The 20,258-nt window shown below is 71.0% G+C and carries 18 protein-coding genes and 1 pseudogene; 9 read left to right on the forward strand and 10 right to left on the reverse strand.

From position 1 onward, the window contains the following. Together IE294_RS39510 and IE294_RS39515 are read left to right on the forward strand one after the other, a co-directional pair. A pseudogene (locus IE294_RS39510) lies at positions 1-270 on the forward strand (IS630 family transposase); the annotation flags it as partial. 144 nt (positions 271-414) lie between these two features. Beyond that, positions 415-2,778, forward strand: coding sequence for an Orn/Lys/Arg family decarboxylase (locus IE294_RS39515; RefSeq protein ID WP_189894220.1), 2,364 nt, complete (start codon positions 415-417; stop codon positions 2,776-2,778). Between the two features lie 18 nt (positions 2,779-2,796). On the opposite strand, the gene IE294_RS39520 is transcribed toward IE294_RS39515, so the two are convergent. Then, positions 2,797-4,146, reverse strand: a complete 1,350-nt coding sequence (locus IE294_RS39520) for an MFS transporter (RefSeq protein ID WP_189894221.1) — start codon at positions 4,144-4,146, stop codon at positions 2,797-2,799. Between the two features lie 105 nt (positions 4,147-4,251). Beyond that, positions 4,252-5,613 carry a gamma-glutamylpolyamine synthetase GlnA2 gene (gene glnA2, locus IE294_RS39525; protein WP_189894222.1) on the reverse strand — a complete coding sequence of 454 codons (1,362 nt, stop codon included), beginning with the start codon at positions 5,611-5,613 and terminating at the stop codon, positions 4,252-4,254. A 308-nt stretch (positions 5,614-5,921) separates the two neighbouring features. Between glnA2 and IE294_RS39530 the strand changes: the two genes are divergently transcribed. Further along, complete coding sequence (locus IE294_RS39530) at positions 5,922-7,106, forward strand: globin domain-containing protein (protein ID WP_189894223.1); 1,185 nt, start codon at positions 5,922-5,924, stop codon at positions 7,104-7,106. A gap of 114 nt (positions 7,107-7,220) precedes the next feature. Here the strand turns inward: IE294_RS39530 and IE294_RS39535 are convergent, their stop codons facing one another. Beyond that, a complete protein-coding gene (locus IE294_RS39535; RefSeq protein ID WP_189894224.1) occupies positions 7,221-7,673 on the reverse strand; it encodes an RrF2 family transcriptional regulator in 453 nt (150 codons plus the stop codon). A gap of 138 nt (positions 7,674-7,811) precedes the next feature. Between IE294_RS39535 and IE294_RS39540 the strand changes: the two genes are divergently transcribed. The 3 genes from IE294_RS39540 to IE294_RS39550 all read left to right on the forward strand — a co-directional run bounded on the left by IE294_RS39540 (position 7,812) and on the right by IE294_RS39550 (position 11,278). Beyond that, positions 7,812-8,495, forward strand: a complete 684-nt coding sequence (locus IE294_RS39540) for a thioredoxin-like domain-containing protein (protein WP_189894225.1) — start codon at positions 7,812-7,814, stop codon at positions 8,493-8,495. Continuing rightward, a complete protein-coding gene (locus IE294_RS39545; protein ID WP_189894226.1) occupies positions 8,492-9,124 on the forward strand; it encodes a DUF305 domain-containing protein in 633 nt (210 codons plus the stop codon). The genes IE294_RS39540 and IE294_RS39545 overlap by 4 nt, the downstream gene beginning before the upstream one ends. Before the next feature lie 210 nt (positions 9,125-9,334). Beyond that, positions 9,335-11,278 carry a S53 family peptidase gene (locus tag IE294_RS39550; RefSeq protein ID WP_189894227.1) on the forward strand — a complete coding sequence of 648 codons (1,944 nt, stop codon included), beginning with the start codon at positions 9,335-9,337 and terminating at the stop codon, positions 11,276-11,278. Positions 11,279-11,348: 70 nt separating this feature from the next. Here the strand turns inward: IE294_RS39550 and IE294_RS39555 are convergent, their stop codons facing one another. Together IE294_RS39555 and IE294_RS39560 are read right to left on the reverse strand one after the other, a co-directional pair. Beyond that, on the reverse strand, positions 11,349-11,552 hold the full coding sequence (locus IE294_RS39555; RefSeq protein WP_189894228.1) for a DUF397 domain-containing protein: 204 nt from the start codon (positions 11,550-11,552) through the stop codon (positions 11,349-11,351). Continuing rightward, positions 11,524-12,387 carry a helix-turn-helix domain-containing protein gene (locus IE294_RS39560; RefSeq protein WP_229917796.1) on the reverse strand — a complete coding sequence of 288 codons (864 nt, stop codon included), beginning with the start codon at positions 12,385-12,387 and terminating at the stop codon, positions 11,524-11,526. The genes IE294_RS39555 and IE294_RS39560 overlap by 29 nt, the downstream gene beginning before the upstream one ends. Positions 12,388-12,502: 115 nt before the next feature. On the opposite strand from IE294_RS39560, the gene IE294_RS39565 reads away from it, so the two are divergent. Both IE294_RS39565 and IE294_RS39570 read left to right on the forward strand, forming a co-directional pair. Then, on the forward strand, positions 12,503-12,724 hold the full coding sequence (locus IE294_RS39565; protein WP_189894229.1) for a hypothetical protein: 222 nt from the start codon (positions 12,503-12,505) through the stop codon (positions 12,722-12,724). Positions 12,725-12,732: 8 nt separating this feature from the next. Beyond that, complete coding sequence (locus IE294_RS39570) at positions 12,733-13,089, forward strand: ATP-binding protein (protein ID WP_189894265.1); 357 nt, start codon at positions 12,733-12,735, stop codon at positions 13,087-13,089. A 329-nt stretch (positions 13,090-13,418) separates the two neighbouring features. Here the strand turns inward: IE294_RS39570 and IE294_RS39575 are convergent, their stop codons facing one another. From IE294_RS39575 to IE294_RS39595, 5 genes are all read right to left on the reverse strand, one after another. Then, positions 13,419-13,829 carry a hypothetical protein gene (locus IE294_RS39575; protein WP_229917798.1) on the reverse strand — a complete coding sequence of 137 codons (411 nt, stop codon included), beginning with the start codon at positions 13,827-13,829 and terminating at the stop codon, positions 13,419-13,421. A 518-nt stretch (positions 13,830-14,347) separates the two neighbouring features. Beyond that, positions 14,348-15,583, reverse strand: coding sequence for an MFS transporter (locus tag IE294_RS39580; RefSeq protein ID WP_189894230.1), 1,236 nt, complete (start codon positions 15,581-15,583; stop codon positions 14,348-14,350). Positions 15,584-15,679: 96 nt separating this feature from the next. Continuing rightward, entirely contained in the window at positions 15,680-16,729 is a 1,050-nt protein-coding gene (locus IE294_RS39585; RefSeq protein ID WP_189894231.1) for an endonuclease/exonuclease/phosphatase family protein, read from the reverse strand. A gap of 187 nt (positions 16,730-16,916) precedes the next feature. Beyond that, complete coding sequence (locus tag IE294_RS39590) at positions 16,917-17,546, reverse strand: TetR/AcrR family transcriptional regulator (protein WP_189894232.1); 630 nt, start codon at positions 17,544-17,546, stop codon at positions 16,917-16,919. A 76-nt stretch (positions 17,547-17,622) separates the two neighbouring features. Beyond that, complete coding sequence (locus IE294_RS39595; RefSeq protein ID WP_189894233.1) at positions 17,623-19,209, reverse strand: MFS transporter; 1,587 nt, start codon at positions 19,207-19,209, stop codon at positions 17,623-17,625. Positions 19,210-19,389: 180 nt separating this feature from the next. Between IE294_RS39595 and panB the strand changes: the two genes are divergently transcribed. Beyond that, positions 19,390-20,256, forward strand: a complete 867-nt coding sequence (panB, locus tag IE294_RS39600; RefSeq protein WP_189894234.1) for a 3-methyl-2-oxobutanoate hydroxymethyltransferase — start codon at positions 19,390-19,392, stop codon at positions 20,254-20,256. The last annotated feature ends 2 nt before the right edge of the window (positions 20,257-20,258 follow it).

The raw sequence follows: 20,258 nt of genomic DNA on the forward strand, positions 1-20,258 counted from the left end.
TGGCTGGCCAGGCACCCTCGCTTTCACATGCACTTCACCCCGACCGGCTCATCCTGGATCAACCAGGTCGAGAGGTGGTTCGGCTTTCTGGCTGACCAGAAGATCCGTCGCGGCGCACACAAGAGCGTCCAGGCACTCGAAGCCGACATCCGCGCCTGGGTCAAGGACTGGAACGCAGACCCAAAGCCGTTCATCTGGACCAAGACCGCCGAGGAAATCCTTGAATCCCTCGCCCAATTCTGCCGACGGATCTCCGGCGCAGGACACTAGGTCCCGTCGGGGGTCAACGCGGCAGCCCTGGTTTTCCGTCATCACGGTGGTTTGCCGTACCCGGCCGCCGTCGTCGTGTCCGGTCACGCCCGAGACTTTCCGGCGTGGTGGCCGCGTGGCCACCGGGGAAGGCGAGGGCACGCGATGGCCGACAGCAGGATCCTGGTCGCGGTACCGCAGCACCCGCGCGCCGAGGGCGCCGGGGCCGAGCAGTTGCGGAAGATCCGGGACGCCGTGGAGGCGGACGGCTTCGAGGTGCGCTGGGCGGTCAGCGCCGAGGACGCCGAGGCGGTGCTGCGGACCGAGGCGGGCCTCGCGGCGGCCGTGGTCGCCTGGGACCTGCCGGGGGACGGGGTACGGCGGCACGGTGACGGTCCCGGCGCCGCGCTCGCCCCGGCGGACGGCGCCCCCGGCGGGAACCCGGGCGGGGCCGCCGTACTGCGCCGGATCGGGCGGCGGTTCCGGGATCTGCCGGTGTTCCTGGTCATGGCCGAGGAGGGCGTGCGGGAGCTGCCGCTGTGGGTGTCGGAGACGGTCGTCGGGTACGTGTGGCCGCTGGAGGACACCCCGGGGTTCATCGCGGGCCGCATCACCAGCGCGGCCCGCGCCTACCGGGAGGACGTGCTGCCGCCGTTCTTCCGGGCGCTGCGGCGCTTCGACGACGCCCACGAGTACTCCTGGCACACCCCGGCCCACTCCGGTGGCGTCGCCTTCCTCAAGTCGCCCGCGGGGCGCGCCTTCCACGACTACTTCGGTGAACGGCTGCTCCGCTCCGACCTGTCGATCTCGGTGGAGGAGCTGGGCTCGCTGTTCGAGCACACCGGCCCGATCGGGGAGGCGGAGCGCAACGCGGCCCGCGTCTTCGGCTCCGACCTCACCTACTTCGTGCTGCACGGCGACTCCACCTGCAACCGCCTGGTGGGCCACTTCAGCGTCACCCGTGACGAACTGGCGCTGGTGGACCGCAACTGCCACAAGTCGGTGCTGCACGGCCTGGTGGTCTCCGGCGCCCGGCCCGTCTACCTGGTGCCCACGCGCAACGGGTACGGCCTCGCCGGGCCGCTGCCCCCGGCCGAGCTGGCCGCGGACTCGATCGCGGCCCGGATCGCCGGGCACCCGCTGGCCGAGGGTGCGGTGTCCCGCGAGCCGCAGTACGCGGTGTTCACCAACTCCACCTACGACGGCCTGAGTTACGCCGCCGTACCCACCGCGCGGGCGCTCGCGGCCAGCACGCCCCGGGTGCACTTCGACGAGGCGTGGTTCGCGTACGCCCGGTTCCACCCGCTGTACCGGGGGCGGTACGGCATGTCGGTGGACGCGGACGCCTTCCCGGGCCCGGACCGGCCGACGGTCTTCGTGACCCAGTCCACGCACAAGCTGCTGGCCGCGCTGTCCCAGTCGGCGATGGTGCACGTACGGCCCGCGCCCCGGGCGCCGGTGGAGCACGACCGGTTCAACGAGGCCCTGATGATGCACGGCACCACCTCGCCGCTGTACCCGATGATCGCCTCGTTGGACGTGGCGACGGCGATGATGGACGGCCCGCAGGGCGAGTGGCTGGTGGACGAGGCGGTGACGGAGGCGGTCCGCTTCCGTCAGGAGATGGTCCGGCTGCGCCGGCGGGTGGAGAGCGCCGGGGACCGGCCGCCGTGGTTCTTCGGCGTCTGGCAGCCGGAGGAGGTCACCGACTCGGCGACCGGCGAACGCCTGCCCTTCGACGAGGCCCCGCCGGAACTGCTGCGCACGGAGCAGTCCTGCTGGCTGCTGGAGCCGGGCGCGGCCTGGCACGGCTTCCCCGGGCTGACCGAGGGCCACTGCATGCTGGACCCGGTCAAGGTCACGCTGACCTGCCCCGGCATCACCGCGACCGGGGAGATGGCGGAGGAGGGCATCCCGGCGCGCGTCCTGACCGCCTATCTCGCCACCCGGAACATCGTGGTCGAGAAGACCGACAGCTACACCACGCTGATCCTGTTCTCGATGGGCATCACGAAGGGCAAGTGGGGCACGCTGCTGGACGCCCTGATGGACTTCAAGGCCCTGTACGACGCCGACGCCCCGCTCGCCCGGGTCCTTCCCGAGGCGGTCGCCGCGCACCCTCGCCGCTACTCGGGCCTGACCCTGCGCGAGCTGTGCCGGCAGATGCACGAGCAGCTGCGCTCGGCGCGCCTGGTGGAGCTGCTGGACACCGCGTTCCAGCAGCTCCCGGAGCCGGTCCAGCCGCCGCAGCACTGCTACCAGCGCCTGGTGCGGGGCGGTACCGAGCGGGTGCGGATCGCCGACGCGGCGCACCGGGTGGCGGCGGCGATGGTCACGGTCACCCCGCCCGGCATCCCGGTCCTCATGCCGGGCGAGTCCACCGGCGCCCCCGACGGCCCCCTCCTGCGCTACCTCACGGCCCTGGAGACCTTCGACCGCCGCTTCCCGGGCTTCCGCAGCGAGACCCACGGGGTGACGATCGACGAGGACAGCGGGGACTACGAGATCGAGTGCCTGCGCGACCACTGAGCCGACCGTCGAACGTGGTCACGGGGCGGCGGTCCGGACGGCCTCGGCCGGCACGCACCGCCACGCGAGGCCCGCCGCGAGCAGGTAGGCGAGGGCGCCGACGGCCATGCAGAGGCGCACCCCGGAGCCGTAGTCCGTACTGGTCGCCAGCAGGCTGCCGCCGAGCGCGACGCCGGTGGCGCTGCCGATCTGGCGGGTGGTGTTGAACAGGGCGGAAGCGGCTCCCGCGTACGCCCGGGGCGCGGCGCCCATCACCGTGGTGGTGGAGCCGGTCAGGGCGAAGGACGTGCCGAAGCCGGCGGCCGTCATCGGGGCCACCAGCAGCGCGTAGGCCGGGTCGTTCCCCGCCGCGGCCCAGCCGGCCAGCCCGAGGGCGCCCAGGAGCATGCCGGAGACCACCAGCGGGCGGTCTCCGGTACGGCGGGTCAGGCGCCCGGACAGGACGGAGGCGAACATGGTCACCGCCACGGCCGGGAACAGCGCCAGCCCGGTCCGCAGGGCGCTGAAGCCGCGCTGGTGCTGGAAGTACAGGCTGGCGGTGAACACCATGCCGTAGAAGCCGAGGTTGAACAGGAGCCCGACGACGGCCGCTCCGCTCATCGCCGGTGAGCGCAGCAGCCGCGGCGGGAGGGCCGGACCCCGGGCGAGCCGCTCACGCACCGCGAACCCGGCCACGGCCAGTGCCGCCAGACCCAGTCCGGCGAGGACGGCCGGGTCGGACCAGCCGCGCCGTCCGGCCTCGTTCAGGGCGGCGGTCAGCAGGGTGACGGCCGCCACCACGGCGGCCTGGGCCGGCCAGTCCACGGCGCGGTCCGGATGCCGCGGCGAGGGCGCGACGGACCGCGCTGTCAGGGCCAGGCAGGCCGCGCCGACGGGCACGTTGATGAGGAACACCCACCGCCAGCCCGCGGTGGACACCAGCAGCCCGCCCAGCAGGGGCCCGGCGGAGGCGGCGATCCCTGCCATCGACCCCCACAGCCCGAAGGCGCGCGAGCGGGCCGCCGGCTCGGGGTAGGCCTCCTGGAGCAGGGCGAGCGAGCCGGGAACGATCAGCGCCGCGCCGAGCCCTTCGACCAGCCGGGCGGCGACGAGTGCCGGGGCACTGGGCGCGCCCGCGCACAGGGCCGATGCCACCGTGAACAGCGCCACGCCCGCGCAGAAGACCCGCCGGTTGCCCAGCCGGTCACCGAGCGCACCGCCCGTCATCAGGAACCCGGCGAGAACGAGGGTGTAGCCGTCGGTGATCCACTGGATGCCGGTGAGCGAGGCCGAAAGCGCACGGCCCACCGCGGGCACGGCGACATTGATGATCGTGACGTCCAGGATGACCATGAAGTACCCGGCGCACACGGCGAGCAGCGGTGCCACAGGCGCATGCTAGGGCCGGGCGAACCCCGGACCGACGACCGCGGGTGCGTGTTCACGACCGTGGGGGCCGACGATCGATGACCGCCGGCCCCTCCTGGATCGGGCCTACAGCACCGGCAGGTTCTTCCGCAGCTCGAAGGCCGTCACCTCGGAGCGGTACTCCTCCCACTCCTGCTTCTTGTTACGGAGGAAGAAGTCGAAGACGTGCTCGCCGAGGGTTTCGGCGACCAGGTCGCTGCCCTCCATGAGGGTCAGGGCCTCGCCGAGGTTCTGCGGGAGGGGCTCGATGCCCATGGCGCGGCGTTCGGCGTTGGAGAGGGCCCAGACGTCGTCCTCGGCGCCCGGCGGGAGCTCGTAGCCCTCCTCGATGCCCTTCAGTCCGGCGGCGAGGAGGACGGCGTAGGACAGGTACGGGTTGGCGCCGGAGTCGAGGGAGCGGACCTCGACGCGGGCCGAGCCGGTCTTGCCGGGCTTGTACATCGGGACGCGGACCAGGGCGCTGCGGTTGTTGTGGCCCCAGCAGATGTAGGAGGGGGCCTCGCCGCCGGCGCCGGCGGTGCGCTCGGAGCCGCCCCAGATGCGCTTGTAGGAGTTCACCCACTGGTTGGTGACCGCGGAGATCTCCGCCGCGTGACGCAGCAGGCCCGCGATGAAGGAGCGGCCGACCTTGGAGAGCTGGTACTCGGCGCCGGACTCGTAGAAGGCGTTGCGGTCGCCCTCGAAGAGGGACAGGTGGGTGTGCATGCCGGAGCCGGGGTGCTCGGAGAAGGGCTTCGGCATGAATGTCGCCTGCACGCCCTGCTCCAGCGCCACCTGCTTCATGACCAGCCGGAACGTCATGATGTTGTCGGCGGTGGAGAGCGCGTCGGCGTAGCGCAGGTCGATCTCCTGCTGGCCCGGCGCGCCCTCGTGGTGGGAGAACTCCACCGAGATGCCCATCGACTCCAGCATGGTGATCGCCTGGCGGCGGAAGTCCATGCCGACGTTGGTCGGGGTGTGGTCGAAGTAGCCCGAGTTGTCGGCGGGGGTCGGGCGGGAGCCGTCCAGCGGGCGGTCCTTCAGCAGGAAGAACTCGATCTCCGGGTGGGTGTAGAAGGTGAAGCCCAGGTCGGAGGTGCGGGCGAGGGCGCGCTTGAGGACGTACCGCGGGTCGGCGAAGGACGGCGAGCCGTCGGGCATGAGGATGTCGCAGAACATGCGGGCCGTGCCGGGGGTCTCCGCGCGCCACGGCAGGACCTGGAAGGTGGACGGGTCCGGCTTGGCGATCATGTCGGACTCGTAGACCCGGGCGAAGCCCTCGATGGCGGAGCCGTCGAAGCCGATGCCCTCGTCGAAGGCCTGTTCCAGCTCGGCGGGGGCCACGGCGACGGACTTGAGGAAGCCCAGCACGTCCGTGAACCACAGGCGTACGAACCGGATGTCACGCTCCTCCAAGGTCCGGAGCACGAACTCCTGCTGCTTGTCCATCTTCCGCTTCCCCATCCTTGCTGGTCAGGCCGCCTGTCCCCCGTACCACGGGAGGCGGTCGGGCACCTGAGCATCCCACCACAACACCATTTCACGCGCGTTGCGGACCTTGATCACTGATGCGTCCACGCCCTGAACGCCTCCCGTACGGCAGGTGTACTGCGCTCTCGCCCCATCTTGCCTGCTCGGACCGGCATCCGTAATGGCCGGTCCGCTTGCTCCGTGACCGACACCACGCCCGTTAAATTTGAATCCCAGATGCAAGTTTTCATAGCGTGGTGATCAGCCGAGTTCTCCGAGGAGTCCCGATGCTGACCGAGCAGTCCGCAGCCACCGTCCGTGCCACCCTGCCCGCCGTCGGCGCGGCGATCGGCGAGATCACCGAGCGCTTCTACGCCCGCCTCTTCGACGCCCACCCCGACCTGCTGCGCAACCTCTTCAACCGCGGCAACCAGGCCGCCGGCACCCAGAAGCAGGCCCTCGCCGGGTCGATCGCCGCCTTCGCCACGCACCTGCTGGACCACCCGGACCAGCGGCCGGACGCGATGCTCGGCCGCATCGCGCACAAGCACGCCTCCCTGGGCGTGGCCCCCGAGCAGTACGACGTCGTCCACGAGCACCTCTTCGCCGCCATCGCCGAGGTCCTCGGCGAGGCCGTCACCCCCGAGGTGGCCGCCGCCTGGGACGAGGTGTACTGGCTGATGGCGAACGCCCTCATCGCGATCGAGAAGCGGCTGTACGAGGAGAGCGGCGGCCCCGGCCTGCGCGCCTGGGAGGTCGTCGAGCGCGTCGAGGAGACCCCGGACGTCGTCACCTTCCGGCTGCGTCCGGCCGACGGCGGCCCGGTGGCCGGCTTCCGCGCCGGGCAGTACGTCTCCGTCGGCGTCACCCTGCCCGACGGCGCCCGGCAGATACGGCAGTACAGCCTGACCGGGGCGCCGGGCGAGGCGGTGCGCCAGATCAGCGTCAAGCGCGTACGGGGCGAGGCGACGCCCGACGGCGAGGTCTCGCACCACCTCCACACGCACGTGCGGCCCGGCGACGTCCTGGAACTGTCCGAGCCGTACGGCGACCTCGTGCTGGCCGGCACCCCGGACACGCCCCTGCTGCTCGCCTCGGCGGGCATCGGCGTGACCCCGATGATCGCGATGCTGGCCGCCCTCGCGGCCGACGGCCACCGCGCCCCGGTCACCGTCGTGCACGGCGACCGCTCCCCCGCCGACCACGCCCTGCGCACCGACCACACGGCGTACGCGGAGAAGCTGCCCGACGCCACCGCGCACTTCTTCTACGAGCGCGACGCCGAACCGGGCACCCGGACCGGCCTGGTCGACCTGACCGGCATCGCCGTACACCCCGGCACGCGCGCGTACCTGTGCGGCCCCCTCCCCTTCATGCGCGCGATCCGCACCCAGCTGATCGAGCAGGGCGTCGCCCCGGCCGACATCCACTACGAGGTCTTCGGCCCCGACCTGTGGCTGGCACAGGGCTGAGCGCTCGCAAGACGGCGCGAGGCTGAGCGCCCCGAAGGGGCGCGGGGAACTGCGCGACCAGCCACGACGGCGCCGCACACGCCAGGCGGCCTCTCGTGGCTGGCCGTGACGCGTTCAGTCCAGCCCCGGCCGCCGGGAGATCCCCAGCAGCAAAGGCCCCGTCGGCCCAGTGACGAGGTCCCCGATCGTGACGGAGTCCAGCGCGGCGAAGAACGCCTCCTGAGCCCCGCGCAGAGCGCCCCGCAGGCGGCAGTCGGAGCGCAGGGGGCAGGCCGGCGTCCCCTGCGTCCCCTCGCAGTCCACCACGTCACCGTCGCCCTCGAAGGTCCGCACGACCGCGCCCACCGACGCGGTGCGGCCCCGCTCCGTGAGCGCCAGCCCGCCGCCCCGCCCGCGCCGGGCGTCGACCAGGCCCAGGTGCTGGAGTTCGGCGACGACCTTCGCGGCGTGCGTGTAGGGCACGTCCATGTCGGCGGCGACCTGACGGGTCGTCGGGGTGGAGTCGGCGACGACCGCGAGTCGCATCAGGACGCGCAGGGCCAGGTCGGTGGAGCGCAGCAACCGCATACCGCGAGCGTAGATAATGCGCATCCCCGGTTCAAAATTATCCGGTTCCTGTGCCCTCCCTACGGAAGGGTGCTCCCGCCGCATTACGATCAGCGGGCCCCACCGTCCACGTCCCCCTTCCCCCGAAGGACACGCCTCATGGGTTCCGGCAAGAACAGCAGCACCGCGGCGCGCAAGGCGCGCATCGAGGAGATGCGGCGCGCGGAGCGTGTCCGCGAGCGCCGCAACCGGGTGCTCACCATCACCGCCAGCGCGGTGGTCGTCGTCGGTCTGGTCGTCGGCGGTGTGGTCCTGGTGAAGACACAGGGCGACTCCGGCAAGGACCAGGCGACGCCGAGCGGTGACGCCAAGGGCTCCGGGGACTCCGGGAAGTTCACCACCGGCGCGGACGGCGTGAAGACCTGGGCGGGCAAGCTGTCCCGGACGCACGTGACGACCAAGGTGTCGTACCCGATGCACCCGCCGGTCGGCGGCAACCACAACCCGGTCTGGCTGAACTGCAACGGCGACGTCTACACCAAGGCGGTGCCGGAGGAGAACGCCGTGCACTCGCTGGAGCACGGCGCGGTCTGGGTGACGTACACCGACAAGGCGGCCAAGGCCGACGTCGACGCGCTCGCGGCGAAGGTGAAGAAGACGCCGTACTCGCTGATGAGCCCGTACGAGAACCAGGACGCCCCGCTGATCCTGTCGGCCTGGGGCCACCAGGTGGCGGTGAAGAGCGCGAAGGACCCGGAAGTGGACAAGTTCTTCGCCACGTACGTGCAGGGCCGGCAGACGCCCGAGCCGGGCGCCTCGTGCACCGGCGGGGTCATGAAGTGAGGCGGCAGCACATCGGCTGGGTCGCCGGGGCCGCGGCGGCGGTGCTCGTCGCGGCCGGTGCGATCACCTACGCGGTCGCCGAGGAGACCGGCGGATCGGATCCGAAGACGCCGAGCGCGGAGTCGGCGGACGCCGGGTTCGCCCGGGACATGGCCGTCCACCACCAGCAGGCCGTCGAGATGTCGTACATCGTGCGCGACCGCACGAAGGACGAGGAGGTGCGGCGGCTCGCCTACGACATCGCGCAGACGCAGGCCAACCAGCGCGGGATGCTGCTGGGCTGGCTGGACCTGTGGAACCTGCCGAAGGTGTCGGCCGACCCGCCGATGACCTGGATGGGCATGGGCGGCATGGCCTCCGGCAAGGACGGCGCGCTGATGCCGGGTATGGCCACGAACACCGAGTTGAAGAAGCTCGGGTCGCTCAGCGGCAAGCAGGCCGAGATCTTCTACCTCCAGCTGATGACGGACCATCACAAGGGCGGCATCCACATGGCCGAGGGCTGTGTCGCCAAGTGCACGGTCGGCGTGGAGAAGCGGCTCGCGCAGGGCATGGTCGACGCGCAGCAGTCGGAGATCGAGCTGATGGCCGGAATGCTCAAGGAGCGGGGCGCGCAAGCCCGTTCGTAACACCGCCGCAAGGACGAAAGGGTCAAACCGCCCGACATGGCGGTTACTTGAGCTTCTCTTGACTTTCACGTTCCCCTCGCATGAACGGTTCATCGCAAGAGTGGCCCCCATCGTGTGATCCACTCGCCGGCCGACACCGCCGCGGGCCGGCGCGCGCCTCCACGACGTGCCAACCACTACATGCATGCGAACCGCATCGCAGGGGGTTCTATGAGATCCAACCGCGCCACCGTGCGCGCCGGTGTGAGCATGGCAGCGACACTGCCCATGATCGCCGGTGCGCTGGCGCTGGGCATACCCGCGGCACACGCCGCGGACAGCCCCGCTCGTGACGTACTGAAGGGCACCAAGCCGCTCTGGGCCACGGCCAAGGCGGACAAGGGCGCGACCTCGGACACCTCCCAGGTCAAGGCCCGCGTCTACCTGGCCGGCCGGGACGCGGCCGGACTCGCCGCCTACGCCAAGGCGGTGTCCGACCCCAGCTCGCCCCTGTACGGCAAGTACCTCAGCGCCAAGAAGGCGCAGGCCCGCTTCGGGGCCACCAAGGCCCAGGTGGCCGCCGTCACGTCCTGGCTGAAGTCGGCCGGTCTGACGGTCACCGCGGTCACCCCGCACTACGTCGCCGTCTCCGGTGACGTGGCCGCCGCCGAGAAGGCGTTCGGCACCCAGCTGCACAACTACGCCAAGGGCTCCAAGACCTACCGCGCCCCGGCGCGCACGGCCTCCGCCCCGGCCACCCTCAAGGGCGCCGTGCTGACCGTCACCGGCCTGGACACCGCCCCGCACAAGGCGAACCACGACGACCAGCTTCCGCCCCCGGACGCGGTCTTCAAGAACGCCGGCCCCTTCTCGTCGTACTACGGCTCGAACGTCGCGACGACGCTCCCGGACGCCTACGGCCAGAAGATCCCGTACGCCGTCAAGGGCTACACCGGCAAGCAGTTGCGCGCCGCGTACGGCGCCGGCACGTACACCGGCCACGGGGTGCGCATCGCGATCACCGACGCGTACGCCTCCCCGACGATCGCCTACGACGCCGGCGCGTACGCGGTGAAGAACGGCGACGCGGCCTGGAAGACCGGCCAGCTGCACCAGGTGCTGCCGAAGAACTACACCAAGACCGACGAGTGCGGGGCCGCCGGCTGGTACGGCGAGGAGACCCTGGACGTCGAGGCGGTCCACGCGGTCGCCCCGAACGCCGACGTCACCTACGTGGGCGCGGCCTCCTGCTACGACGACGACCTGCTGGACTCCCTCAGCAAGATCGTCGACGACCACCTGGCCGACATCGTCTCCAACTCCTGGGGCGACGTCGAGGCCAACCAGACGCCGGACCTCGCCGCCGCCTACGACCAGGTCTTCCAGCTGGGCGCGGTCCAGGGCATCGGCTTCTACTTCTCCTCCGGCGACGACGGCGACCAGGTCGCCAACACCGGTGTGAAGCAGGTCGACACCCCGGCCAACTCCGCCTGGGTCACCGCGGTCGGCGGCACCTCGCTGGCCGTCGGCAAGGGCGACAAGTACCAGTGGGAGACCGGCTGGGGCACCGAGAAGGCCTCGCTGGCACCCGACGGCAAGAGCTGGGTCGGCTTCCCCGGCGCGTTCACCTCGGGCGCGGGCGGCGGCACCAGCAAGACGGTCGCCGAGCCGTACTACCAGAAGGGCGTCGTGCCGAACGCGTTGGCCACGGCCAACAACGCCTCCGGCAACCGCGTCGTCCCGGACATCGCGGCCATCGCCGACCCGAACACCGGCTTCCTGGTCGGCCAGACCCAGACCTTCCCCGACGGCACCGAGCAGTACAGCGAGTACCGCATCGGCGGCACCTCGCTGGCCGCGCCGGTCATCGCGGCGGTCCAGGCCCTGGCCCAGGAGGCCCGCGGCGGCAAGCCCCTCGGCTTCGCCAACCCGGTGATCTACGCCAAGTACGGCAAGAAGGGCGTCTTCCACGACGTCACGGACAACCCGACGGGGTCGGGGCTGGCTGTGGCGCGCGTGGACTTCGCCAACGGCCTCGACGCCGCGGACGGTCTTCTCACGTCGGTCCGCAGCCTGGGCAAGGACAGCTCGCTGTCCGCGGTGAAGGGCTACGACGACGTGACGGGGGTCGGCTCACCGGCCAACGGGTATGTGGAGTCGTTCCGGCAGCGGTAAGTCGCCGGGTTGTTGTCTCGCTGACGGGGCGTGGGGTGCCGGGCACCTCACGCCCCGTTCGCGTTGCTGGTCAGCGGGACTTGAGCGCGGCGATGAAGGGGGTCCAGGCGGTGGGGGGGAGGAGGAGGACGGGGCCGCCGGGGGTTTTTGAGTCGCGTACGGGGATGACTCCGGGGACGTTGGAGGCGACTTCCAGACAGTTACCGCCGTCTTCGTTGCTGTAGCTGCTCTTGAACCAGAGAGCTCTACTGAAGTCGATCCGATTGCTTGCCATTTCGGTAATCCTCTGCCGCTGACTTGATCATGGCGAGGGACGTGTCTGGTGACAGCGCGACGGCCCTGAGCCGATCGTATGCCTTGCGGTACCGCTCCACGAGGGCCGGATCATCGACGGTGACTCCGCTGTAGGACGCCTCGGTGTAAACCAGCGGTGGGGCATCTGGGAACGTCATGATCATGATGGAAGCGGCCATCAGGGGATACGCCCGTTGCTTCCACGGAACGATCTGCGGAGTGATCCGGCGCCGGTCCGCCAACTTCCCGATGTGATCGAGCTGCACCGCCATGTCCGGTGCCTCCAGGAGCGGTTGGGTGAGCAGCGACTCGTGCATGATGACCCAGTACTCCGGGGTGTGGTGGTCCGCTTCGAAGAGGGCGGCGCGCGCTGTTCGGCCGCTGACCTTCTCTTCCACCTCGGCGTCGGAGGACAGCGGGAGACCGGCCAGGATGACAGCCCGCGCGTAGGCCGGAGTCTGAAGTAGTCCCGGCAAGAGCGTCGGGCACCACTCTTCGATGGCCAGCGCATACTTCTCCGCTTCCAAGACCTTCTCGAAATACGCGGGGTGCCCAGCCCTCCTCGCCCTCCGCACATCCTCGCAACGGCGCTCGAAGAAGCCGTCGGTGTCCAGCACCCGATCCGCATGCCGAGCCAGATCGATGGGCATCCTCCGCTCCCCGTGCTCGATATCGCTGAGGTACGTCTTGCCGTAGAAGCTGCCCTCAAGGAACGCTTCCAACGACAGGCCGGCCGCCTCCCGCTTCCACCGCAACTCCTTGCCGTAGAAGGTCGGGACGCTCATCGAGCCGTCAATGTCCTTGCCCCGAGCCACCGCTCACTCTCCTCCGCTGCCCTGGTCGCGAACGCGAAACCTCTTCCACGGTAGCGAGCGCGGCGACATTCTGTGAGGCGTTCGTCACGCACAGCACAGAAGGTTGCCGCCTCTCATGTCCGACCGCTCCCCCACCGCCTACGACGTCACGCTCTGCGTCGAGGACCTCCGTGCCGCGCTCGCCCTGCACGGCATCACGCTCCCCTCGCTCCGGGTCGACCTGCCGAGCTTCGCGGGTACGTACGCCCCGCCCGCCGGACTCGTCACGCTCGGGAACTGCAACACGGCCACGGCGCGGGCGCTGGCCGCCGCGCTGAGGAAGGCGGCGGCGGAGTGATGACGCCGATGGCACCGCTGGAACTGCACCTGCTGGCCACGCCGAAGGCCGCGCCGGAACTGCGCCACCACCTCCGCGCGCACGGCTTCGACGTCCGGCTGTGTGCGACGGAGCTGTTGACGAACGTCATCGACCACCTCGGCGAGGGAACACCGGTGACGGTCCGGGTCGGGGGTACGGCGGTGGGGGACCGTACCCGGATCGAGGTGACCGATCCCGACCCGCGCGCGTTGCCCGTCCTGCTGTCGGCCGGGGAAACGGCGGAGTCGGGGCGGGGGTTGGCTCTCGTGGACGCGCTGGCCGAGCGGTGGGGCGTGGAACAGGGGCCGGACCGGAAGACGGTGTGGTGCGAGCTGAGGAACTGAGGCGGGTGCTGCGGGGGCCTCTCGGGGAACTGATGTGAACGGATGCCGGGAAGTGGCCGTCGGGCCGCCCGCTTCTCGGCCAGTGTCGGGCTTCCGCGAGGTGAGTCAAGGGCGCTGCGCGTCGCCTTCGGCGATGGCCCTCCGGGCCACCCTTGACACACCTCGCTCCAGCCCGGGGAAGAAGCGAGCGGGCGACCGGAGGAAAGTGGCCCCCTCACCGGCACCGGTCCCCGCCGCCAACTGCGTCCGCACCGTCGGAAGGGGAGCGCGACCGCGCCTCGCCAGCACGCCGGGAGGGCTTGGCGGCGAACGGTGGGTTGGGGGTGGGCTCAGTGCAGTTGTACTGCGAGTCCGGGGCAGTGGCGCCGCATCGCGTCCAGGACCGCTTCCGGCGGCACCGGCAAGGTGTTCGTGGCCATGTTGGCCGGACCGAAGCCGAGCCGTGCGTTCATGGACGCGGTCCTGCGGGCGAGCTTGGGTGCGCGAGCCAGGTAGGCATCCGGGTCGTGCAGCACCAGTTCCGGTCGGTCGCGAAGCAGGCGCTGGATGAAGATCGCCGAGCAGAACCCGAAGAAGAGGACGGCCAGCACCCCCGCCACAGTCATCTTCACGGTGCTGTGAGCGACCAGGAGAACGACGCCCACAGCGACGAAGACCAGGGAACCGGCCAGCATGGCCCACGCACGTCCCTTGGCGAGCGGGTAGACCGTCGGGGACAGGGGAACGCCTTTTCCGTTCACGGGCAGACGATAGGACCGGAGCCCCCGCCAGCGGAACCCCAGCGCCCCTCACCCCACACGAAGGCCGGTGATTGGCGGATTTGGGCCACTGCGACCGCCTACCCACCCCTCTGACCTGCGGTACTGCTGCGCCCGTTGGCACAAATCCGCCAATCACGGCCTGCGGCGACCAGCGGGGCCCCATCCACCCGCCGCCCACCACCCGCAGCCGCTAAGCCGACCCGGCGTCCATGTGAGGCGCGTCCGCGTGCCCTCGCCGACGGCGCGCACCCGGCTGGCCTGGGGGCCCGTTGCCGCTGGGGCCACCGCTGTTTCGGGCCGCTCGCTCGCTTCTTCCCCGGGCTGGAGCGAGGTGTGTCAAGGGTGGCCCGGAGGGTCATCGCCGAAGGCGACGCGGAACGCGCCCTTGACTCACCTCGCGGAAGCCCGACACTGGCCGGGAAGCGAGCGGACCAACGGTCACCTCGGCAGCTCGGGCAGGTGCAGCAAGCCGTACGGGGGTGCCGGTGGGTCCCCCCTCAGCGGTACAGCACCTCCACGCCCTCCGTCTCCGACTCCGGCTCCAGAACCCGGGACGCCACCACCCGTCCCACCGACGGAGTCTCCCGGCGGCGGTCCACCGCGTACGCCACGCTGGCCACGCCCAGGCCCAGGACGGCCAGGGCCGCTCCCGCGAGTGCCGGGGACGTCGTGCCGAGGCCGGCCGCCAGGGCCAGGCCGCCGATCCAGGCGCCACCCGCGTTGGCCAGGTTGAACGCCGCCTGGTTGGCCGAGGAGGCGAGGGAGGGGGCCGCCGACGCCTTCTCCATCACCATGAGCTGGAGCGGGGAGCCGGTGATGAACGCCGCCATGCCCAGCAGGGTGACCGCCAGGGCCGCGCTCCACTCCGCCCGCATCAGCAACGGGAAGAGCACCAGCACCGCGCCCAGGGACGCCAGGCCGCCGAAGAGGGTGCCGCGCAGGGAGTGGTCGGCGAGCCGGCCGCCCAGCAGGTTGCCCGCCGTGGCGCCGACGCCGAAGAGGGCCAGGAGCAGGGTCACGCTGGAGTCGGCGTAACCCGCCGCGTCCGTCAGCATCGGGGTGACGTAGCTGTAGGCCGCGAAGAGCGCGCCGAAGCCCGCGACCGTCGTACCGAGGGCCAGCCAGACCGGTACCGACTTCAGGGCCGCCAGTTCGCCGCGCAGGCCCGTCGACGTGGCCGCGTGGTTCCGGTCGTGCGGGATCAGGAGGGCCAGGGAGGCGATCGCCGCCAGGCCGATCACGCTCACGCCCAGGAACGTCGCCCGCCAGCCCAGGTGCTGGCCCATCAGCGTGGCGACGGGGACGCCCGCGACGTTGGCGACGGTCAGGCCGAGGAACATCAGCGACACCGAGCGGGCCTTGCGCTCCGGTGGGACCATCGCCGTGGCGACGACCGCGCCGACGCCGAAGAAGGCGCCGTGCGGCAAGCCGCTGAGGAAGCGGGCGGCCAGCAGGGAGCCGTTGCCGGGGGCGAACGCCGACAGGGCGTTGCCCGCCACGAACAGGGCCATGAGGGAGATCAGGACCGTGCGGCGGGACATCCGCGCGGTCAGGGCGGCCAGCAGCGGGGCGCCGATGACGACGCCCAGCGCGTACGCCGAGACCAGGTGGCCGGCGGCGGGGATCGAGATGTGCAGGTCGTCCGCGACGTCGGGCAGGAGGCCCATCATCACGAACTCGGTCGTACCGATGCCGAAGGCGCCCACGGCGAGGGCGAGCAGGGCCAGGGGCATGAGGGACCTTTCAGAGAGCGGAGTGCCGTACAGAGTCGAGTCTCGCAGTATGTTCCTGGACGGAACAAACGCTCTCAGGTCCAGTATTCCGGCAGGTTAAGACCCTGTGTCGAGCTTCACACGGGCCGCTATGGGCAGGTGATCGCTGTCCGTGCGCGGCAGCGTCCAGCTCTTCTCCGGCTCCACGCCCTTCACCAGGATCTGGTCGATGCGGGCCATCGGGAACGACGCCGGCCAGCTGAACCCGAAGCCGCTGCCCGCCGCGCCCTGCGTGGAGCGCATCTGGGAGGTGACGCCGGTGAGCGCGCGGTCGTTCATGGTGCCGTTCAGGTCGCCGAGCAGCACGACCTGCTTCAGGGGCTCGTCCGAGATGGCCTCGCCGAGCGCGCCGGCGCTCTTGTCCCGCTGCCGTGCGGTGAACCCGGCCTTCATCTTCACCCGCACCGAGGGCAGGTGGGCGACGTAGACCGCGACCGGGCCCTTGGGCGTCGCCACGGTGGCGCGCATCGCCCGCTTCCAGCCGAGCAGGATGTCGACGGCGTGGACGCCGGTCATCGGGTACTTGCTCCACAGCCCGACCGTGCCGACGACCGCGTGGTACTTGTACGTCGACGCCAGCGCCTTCTCGTAGACGGGTACGGCGGAGGCGGGCAGCTCCTCAAGGGCCAGGACGTCGGCGCCGGACGCGGCCACGTCGGTGGCGGTCGCGGCCGGGTCGGGGTTGTCGGCGTTGACGTTGTGGGTGGCCACCGTGAGGTCGCCGCCGGCGCCCGACTTGTCGGTCAGCAGCCCGCCGAAGAGGTTCAGCCAGACGATCAACGGGAGCAGGAGCGCGATCAGCGCGGTCGCCGACCGGCGGATCAGGGCGAGGACCAGCAGCACCGGGACGGCCAGGCCCAGCCAGGGCAGAAACGTCTCGGTGAGCGAGCCGAGGTTGCCCACCGCGTTCGGCATGTGCGCGTGCAGCAGCATCACCAGGGCGAGCAGCAGGGCCAGCGCGGCGAGGACGGCGCCGCGCCGCCACACGCGCTTGTCGTTCCGCCACCCGGCGAACAGGCGGTGCTTCAGGCGCCGGAGCCGGGATCCCGGCCGCTCGGGCTCCGATCCGTCGCCCACCGTCTCCGTCATGTACGCCTGCTGCGCCATACCGTCTGCCTCACTGCCTGCCGTGCACACCGTTCGCCCCCCTTGCTCTTCCGACCCTAGGGGATGATCGGCTCCGTTCCGCCGTCCCATGACGGCCGTACGGAAGACGAGGACGAACGAGCCGGGGCCGCGAGTTCCGGTGACCCCCGGGGCGCGCGGGGTCTGTGACGAAACGCGCACATTAGTGCTACGACCCCGCGGACCTGACGGGGCGTAGGCCGTCCAGGACCGCGTCGACGATCTGCTCCGCCAGTCCCTCGGGCAGTTCGGCGTCGGGGCGCATGACGGACCGGACGAGCATGGGGCCGACGAACATGTCGTTGGCCAGGTCCAGGTCGATGTCCGCGCGGATCTCGCCGTTCGCCTGCGCGCGCCGCAGCAGGTCCAGGGCGAGGTCGCGGCGGGGCGCTATGACGCCGGCGTGGTACGCCGCCCAGATCCGCGGGCTGCTCTTCATCTGCGCGTACACGTTGTGCAGGATCGCCGAGGAGCGGCTGACCAGGCCGCGCCGGCGCAGGGACTCCAGCAGCACGACGAGGTCGTCGCGCAGGGAGGTGCCGGGGAGCTCGGGGTCGGGGGGTTCGGCGGCGCGTACGACGTCGACGAACAGTTCCTCCTTGCCTCTCCAGCGGCGGTAGATGGTGGCCTTGCCGACCCCGGCGGTGCGGGCGACCCGCTCGATGGACAGCTCGGCGAGGGGCACGCCCTCCTCCAGCAGCTTCATCACGCCCTCCAGAATGGCGCGTTCCACCGCTTCGCTGCGCGGCCGGCCCCGTGCGGGTCCGTCCGGGCGCGGCCGGCTCTCGGCAAGGCTCACGACGATCCGTCCTCTCACTGTGCTGCGGGGATTGTCCCGCAGCCGCCTCCTTCCCCCGTGGAACCGCGCGCGGAGCTCACTCCCCGGCGGCGACCAACTCCGTTTCCGTCTCGTGCCGCTGACCGGCGGGCGGCTTGCCCGGCAGGAACAGGAAGGTCACCACGGCGCCGATCAGCGCGACGCCCGTACCGCACAGGGCGGTGACGTGCATGGCGTGCAGGAAGGCGTCGTTGGCGGGGGTGACCAGGGCCTTGCCCTGCGGGCCGAGCTTCTCGGCGACGCCGAGGGTGGCCTCGATGGACTCGCCGGCGGTCGCCCGCAGGTTGGGGGGCAGCAGGCCGAGCTTGTCCTCGATGCCGTTGCGGTACGCGGTGGCGAGCACCGAGCCGAGCACGGCGATGCCGAGGGCGCCGCCGACCTGGCGGAAGGTGTTGCTGAGCGCCGAGGCGGAGCCGGCCTTCTCGCGGGGCAGGGCCTGCATGATGACGACCGAGGTCGGGGTCATGATGTGCGCCATGCCGGTGCCCATGAGGAAGAAGACGACCTCCAGCAGCCAGATCGGCGTGTCGGCCTCGAACGTGGCGAACGCGGCCAGCGTCGCCGCGATCAGCACCAGACCGCCGGTGGTGGTGGCCTTGTTGCCGAACCGGTCGACCAGCAGCCGGGCGCGGGGCGCGAAGATCAGCTGGGCGGCGGCGAGGGGCAGCATCAGCACACCCGACTCCAGCGGGGAGTAGCCGCGCACGCTCTGGGTGTAGAAGACGCCGAAGAACGTGACGCCCATCAGCGCGAAGAAGACCAGCGCGATGGCGCTCATGGCGGCCGAGAAGACCTTGTTGCGGAAGTAGGTGACGTCCAGCGACGGGTGGTCGCTGCGCTTCTCGAAGACGACGAAGGCGGTCAGCACGACGAGCCCGGCGACGATGGTGCCCAGCGCCTTGGCGTCGGTGAAGTCGGCCAGCTCACCGCCCTTGATGATGCCGTAGACGAGCAGCACGAGGCCGACGACGGACAGGACCACGCCGATGGGGTCGAGGCGGCCGGGCCGCGGGTCGCGGGAGTCGGGCACCAGCCAGGTCATCAGGACGAGCGCGACGATGACGATGGGGACGTTGATGAGGAAGACCGAGCCCCACCAGAAGTGGTCGAGGAGCGCGCCGCCGGTGATCGGGCCGATGGCGATGGCGAGGCCGACGCCGCCGGCCCAGATGCCGATGGCCTTGGGCTGTTCCTCGCGCTCGAAGACGTTCATGAGCACGGCGAGGGTGGCGGGCATGACGAAGGCGGCACCGAGGGCCATCAGCGCGCGGTAGGCGATCAGCTGGCCGGGCGAGCCGGACTCGGCGGCGAGCGCGGAGCCGATGCCGAACACGAGGATGCCGCCGAGCAGCACCTTCTTGCGGCCGAGCCGGTCGCCGACGAGTCCGGCGGTGAACAGCAGGCCGGCGAAGACGAGGGTGTAGGCGTTGATCGCCCACTCGATCTGGCTCTGCGTGGCGCCGAGGCCGGTGGGCGCCGGGGTGGCGATGGTCTTGATCGCGACGTTCAGGATGGAGTTGTCGAGCACCACGATCAGCAGGCTGAGCATGAGCACGCTGAGGATCGCCCAACGGCGCCGGTGCACCGCTTCCGGTATTCGGGAGGCAGGGACGGGACTTGTCATGTGTTCGAGCCTACGATCATTCCGATACGGAACCGTCTCGTATCTTATTTCTTTACCAATGCCTTACGCGGCTCGGCTCACAGGGGGGTACCCCTGGCCCCGAATGGCACGAGGTGCCACCATGGAGTCGATCCGGGGACGCCGTCAGGGCGCCTCGAGATGACTGAAGGAGCCGTTGCCATGACGCAGCTTTCGGCTGCCCAGCACAAGCCTTCCGACGGCAGCAAGGCGCTGTACGGGGGGAAGGGCACCCGCCGCATCACCGTCCGCGACATCGCCCTCGCCAAGGAGCGGGGCGAGAAGTGGCCCATGCTCACCGCCTACGACGCGATGACCGCGTCCGTCTTCGACGAGGCCGGGATCCCGGTCATCCTGGTCGGCGACTCGGCGGGCAACTGCCACCTCGGCTACGAGACCACCGTCCCCGTCACCCTCGACGAGATGACCATGCTGTCGGCGGCCGTCGTACGCGGCACGACCCGGTCCCTGATCGTCGGCGACCTGCCCTTCGGCTCCTACCAGGAGGGCCCGGTGCAGGCGCTGCGCTCGGCGACCCGGCTGGTGAAGGAGGCCGGGGTCGGCGCGGTCAAGCTGGAGGGCGGCGAGCGGTCGCACGAGCAGATCCGGCTGCTGGTGGAGTCCGGCATCCCGGTCATGGCCCACATCGGGCTGACCCCGCAGTCCGTCAACGCGATGGGCTACCGCGTGCAGGGGCGCGGCGAGGAGGCGGCACAGCAGCTGCTGCGTGACGCCAAGGCCGTGCAGGACGCGGGGGCGTTCGCGGTGGTGCTGGAGCTGGTTCCGGCGGAGCTGGCGGCCGAGGTGACGCGGGTGCTGCACATCCCGACGGTCGGTATCGGCGCGGGCCCGGAGACGGACGCGCAGGTCCTGGTCTGGACGGACATGCTCGGGCTGACCTCCGGCCGGGTCCCGAAGTTCGTCAAGAAGTACGCGAACCTGCGTGAGGTCATGGGCGACGCGGCGAAGGCGTTCGCCGAGGACGTCGTCGGCGGGAGCTTCCCGCTGGAGGAGCACTCCGTCCACTAGGC

Origin of the sequence: Streptomyces canarius (genome assembly GCF_014650735.1) — a bacterium.
Classification (GTDB): Bacteria; Actinomycetota; Actinomycetes; order Streptomycetales; family Streptomycetaceae; genus Streptomyces; species Streptomyces olivaceoviridis.

What these genes read in the sequence shown, in the direction of transcription:
- IE294_RS39580 (WP_189894230.1), bottom strand. Translation starts at nt 15,583, where the DNA reads ATGCCCCTGGCCCTGCTCGCCCTCGCCGTGGGCGCCTTCGGCATCGGT.
- IE294_RS39515 (WP_189894220.1), top strand. Translation starts at nt 415, where the DNA reads ATGGCCGACAGCAGGATCCTGGTCGCGGTACCGCAGCACCCGCGCGCC.
- panB (WP_189894234.1), top strand. Translation starts at nt 19,390, where the DNA reads ATGACGCAGCTTTCGGCTGCCCAGCACAAGCCTTCCGACGGCAGCAAG.
- IE294_RS39565 (WP_189894229.1), top strand. Translation starts at nt 12,503, where the DNA reads ATGTCCGACCGCTCCCCCACCGCCTACGACGTCACGCTCTGCGTCGAG.
- IE294_RS39555 (WP_189894228.1), bottom strand. Translation starts at nt 11,552, where the DNA reads ATGGCAAGCAATCGGATCGACTTCAGTAGAGCTCTCTGGTTCAAGAGC.
- IE294_RS39570 (WP_189894265.1), top strand. Translation starts at nt 12,733, where the DNA reads ATGGCACCGCTGGAACTGCACCTGCTGGCCACGCCGAAGGCCGCGCCG.
- IE294_RS39595 (WP_189894233.1), bottom strand. Translation starts at nt 19,209, where the DNA reads ATGACAAGTCCCGTCCCTGCCTCCCGAATACCGGAAGCGGTGCACCGG.
- IE294_RS39550 (WP_189894227.1), top strand. Translation starts at nt 9,335, where the DNA reads ATGAGATCCAACCGCGCCACCGTGCGCGCCGGTGTGAGCATGGCAGCG.
- IE294_RS39530 (WP_189894223.1), top strand. Translation starts at nt 5,922, where the DNA reads ATGCTGACCGAGCAGTCCGCAGCCACCGTCCGTGCCACCCTGCCCGCC.
- IE294_RS39585 (WP_189894231.1), bottom strand. Translation starts at nt 16,729, where the DNA reads ATGGCGCAGCAGGCGTACATGACGGAGACGGTGGGCGACGGATCGGAG.
- IE294_RS39540 (WP_189894225.1), top strand. Translation starts at nt 7,812, where the DNA reads ATGGGTTCCGGCAAGAACAGCAGCACCGCGGCGCGCAAGGCGCGCATC.
- IE294_RS39535 (WP_189894224.1), bottom strand. Translation starts at nt 7,673, where the DNA reads ATGCGGTTGCTGCGCTCCACCGACCTGGCCCTGCGCGTCCTGATGCGA.
- glnA2 (WP_189894222.1), bottom strand. Translation starts at nt 5,613, where the DNA reads ATGGACAAGCAGCAGGAGTTCGTGCTCCGGACCTTGGAGGAGCGTGAC.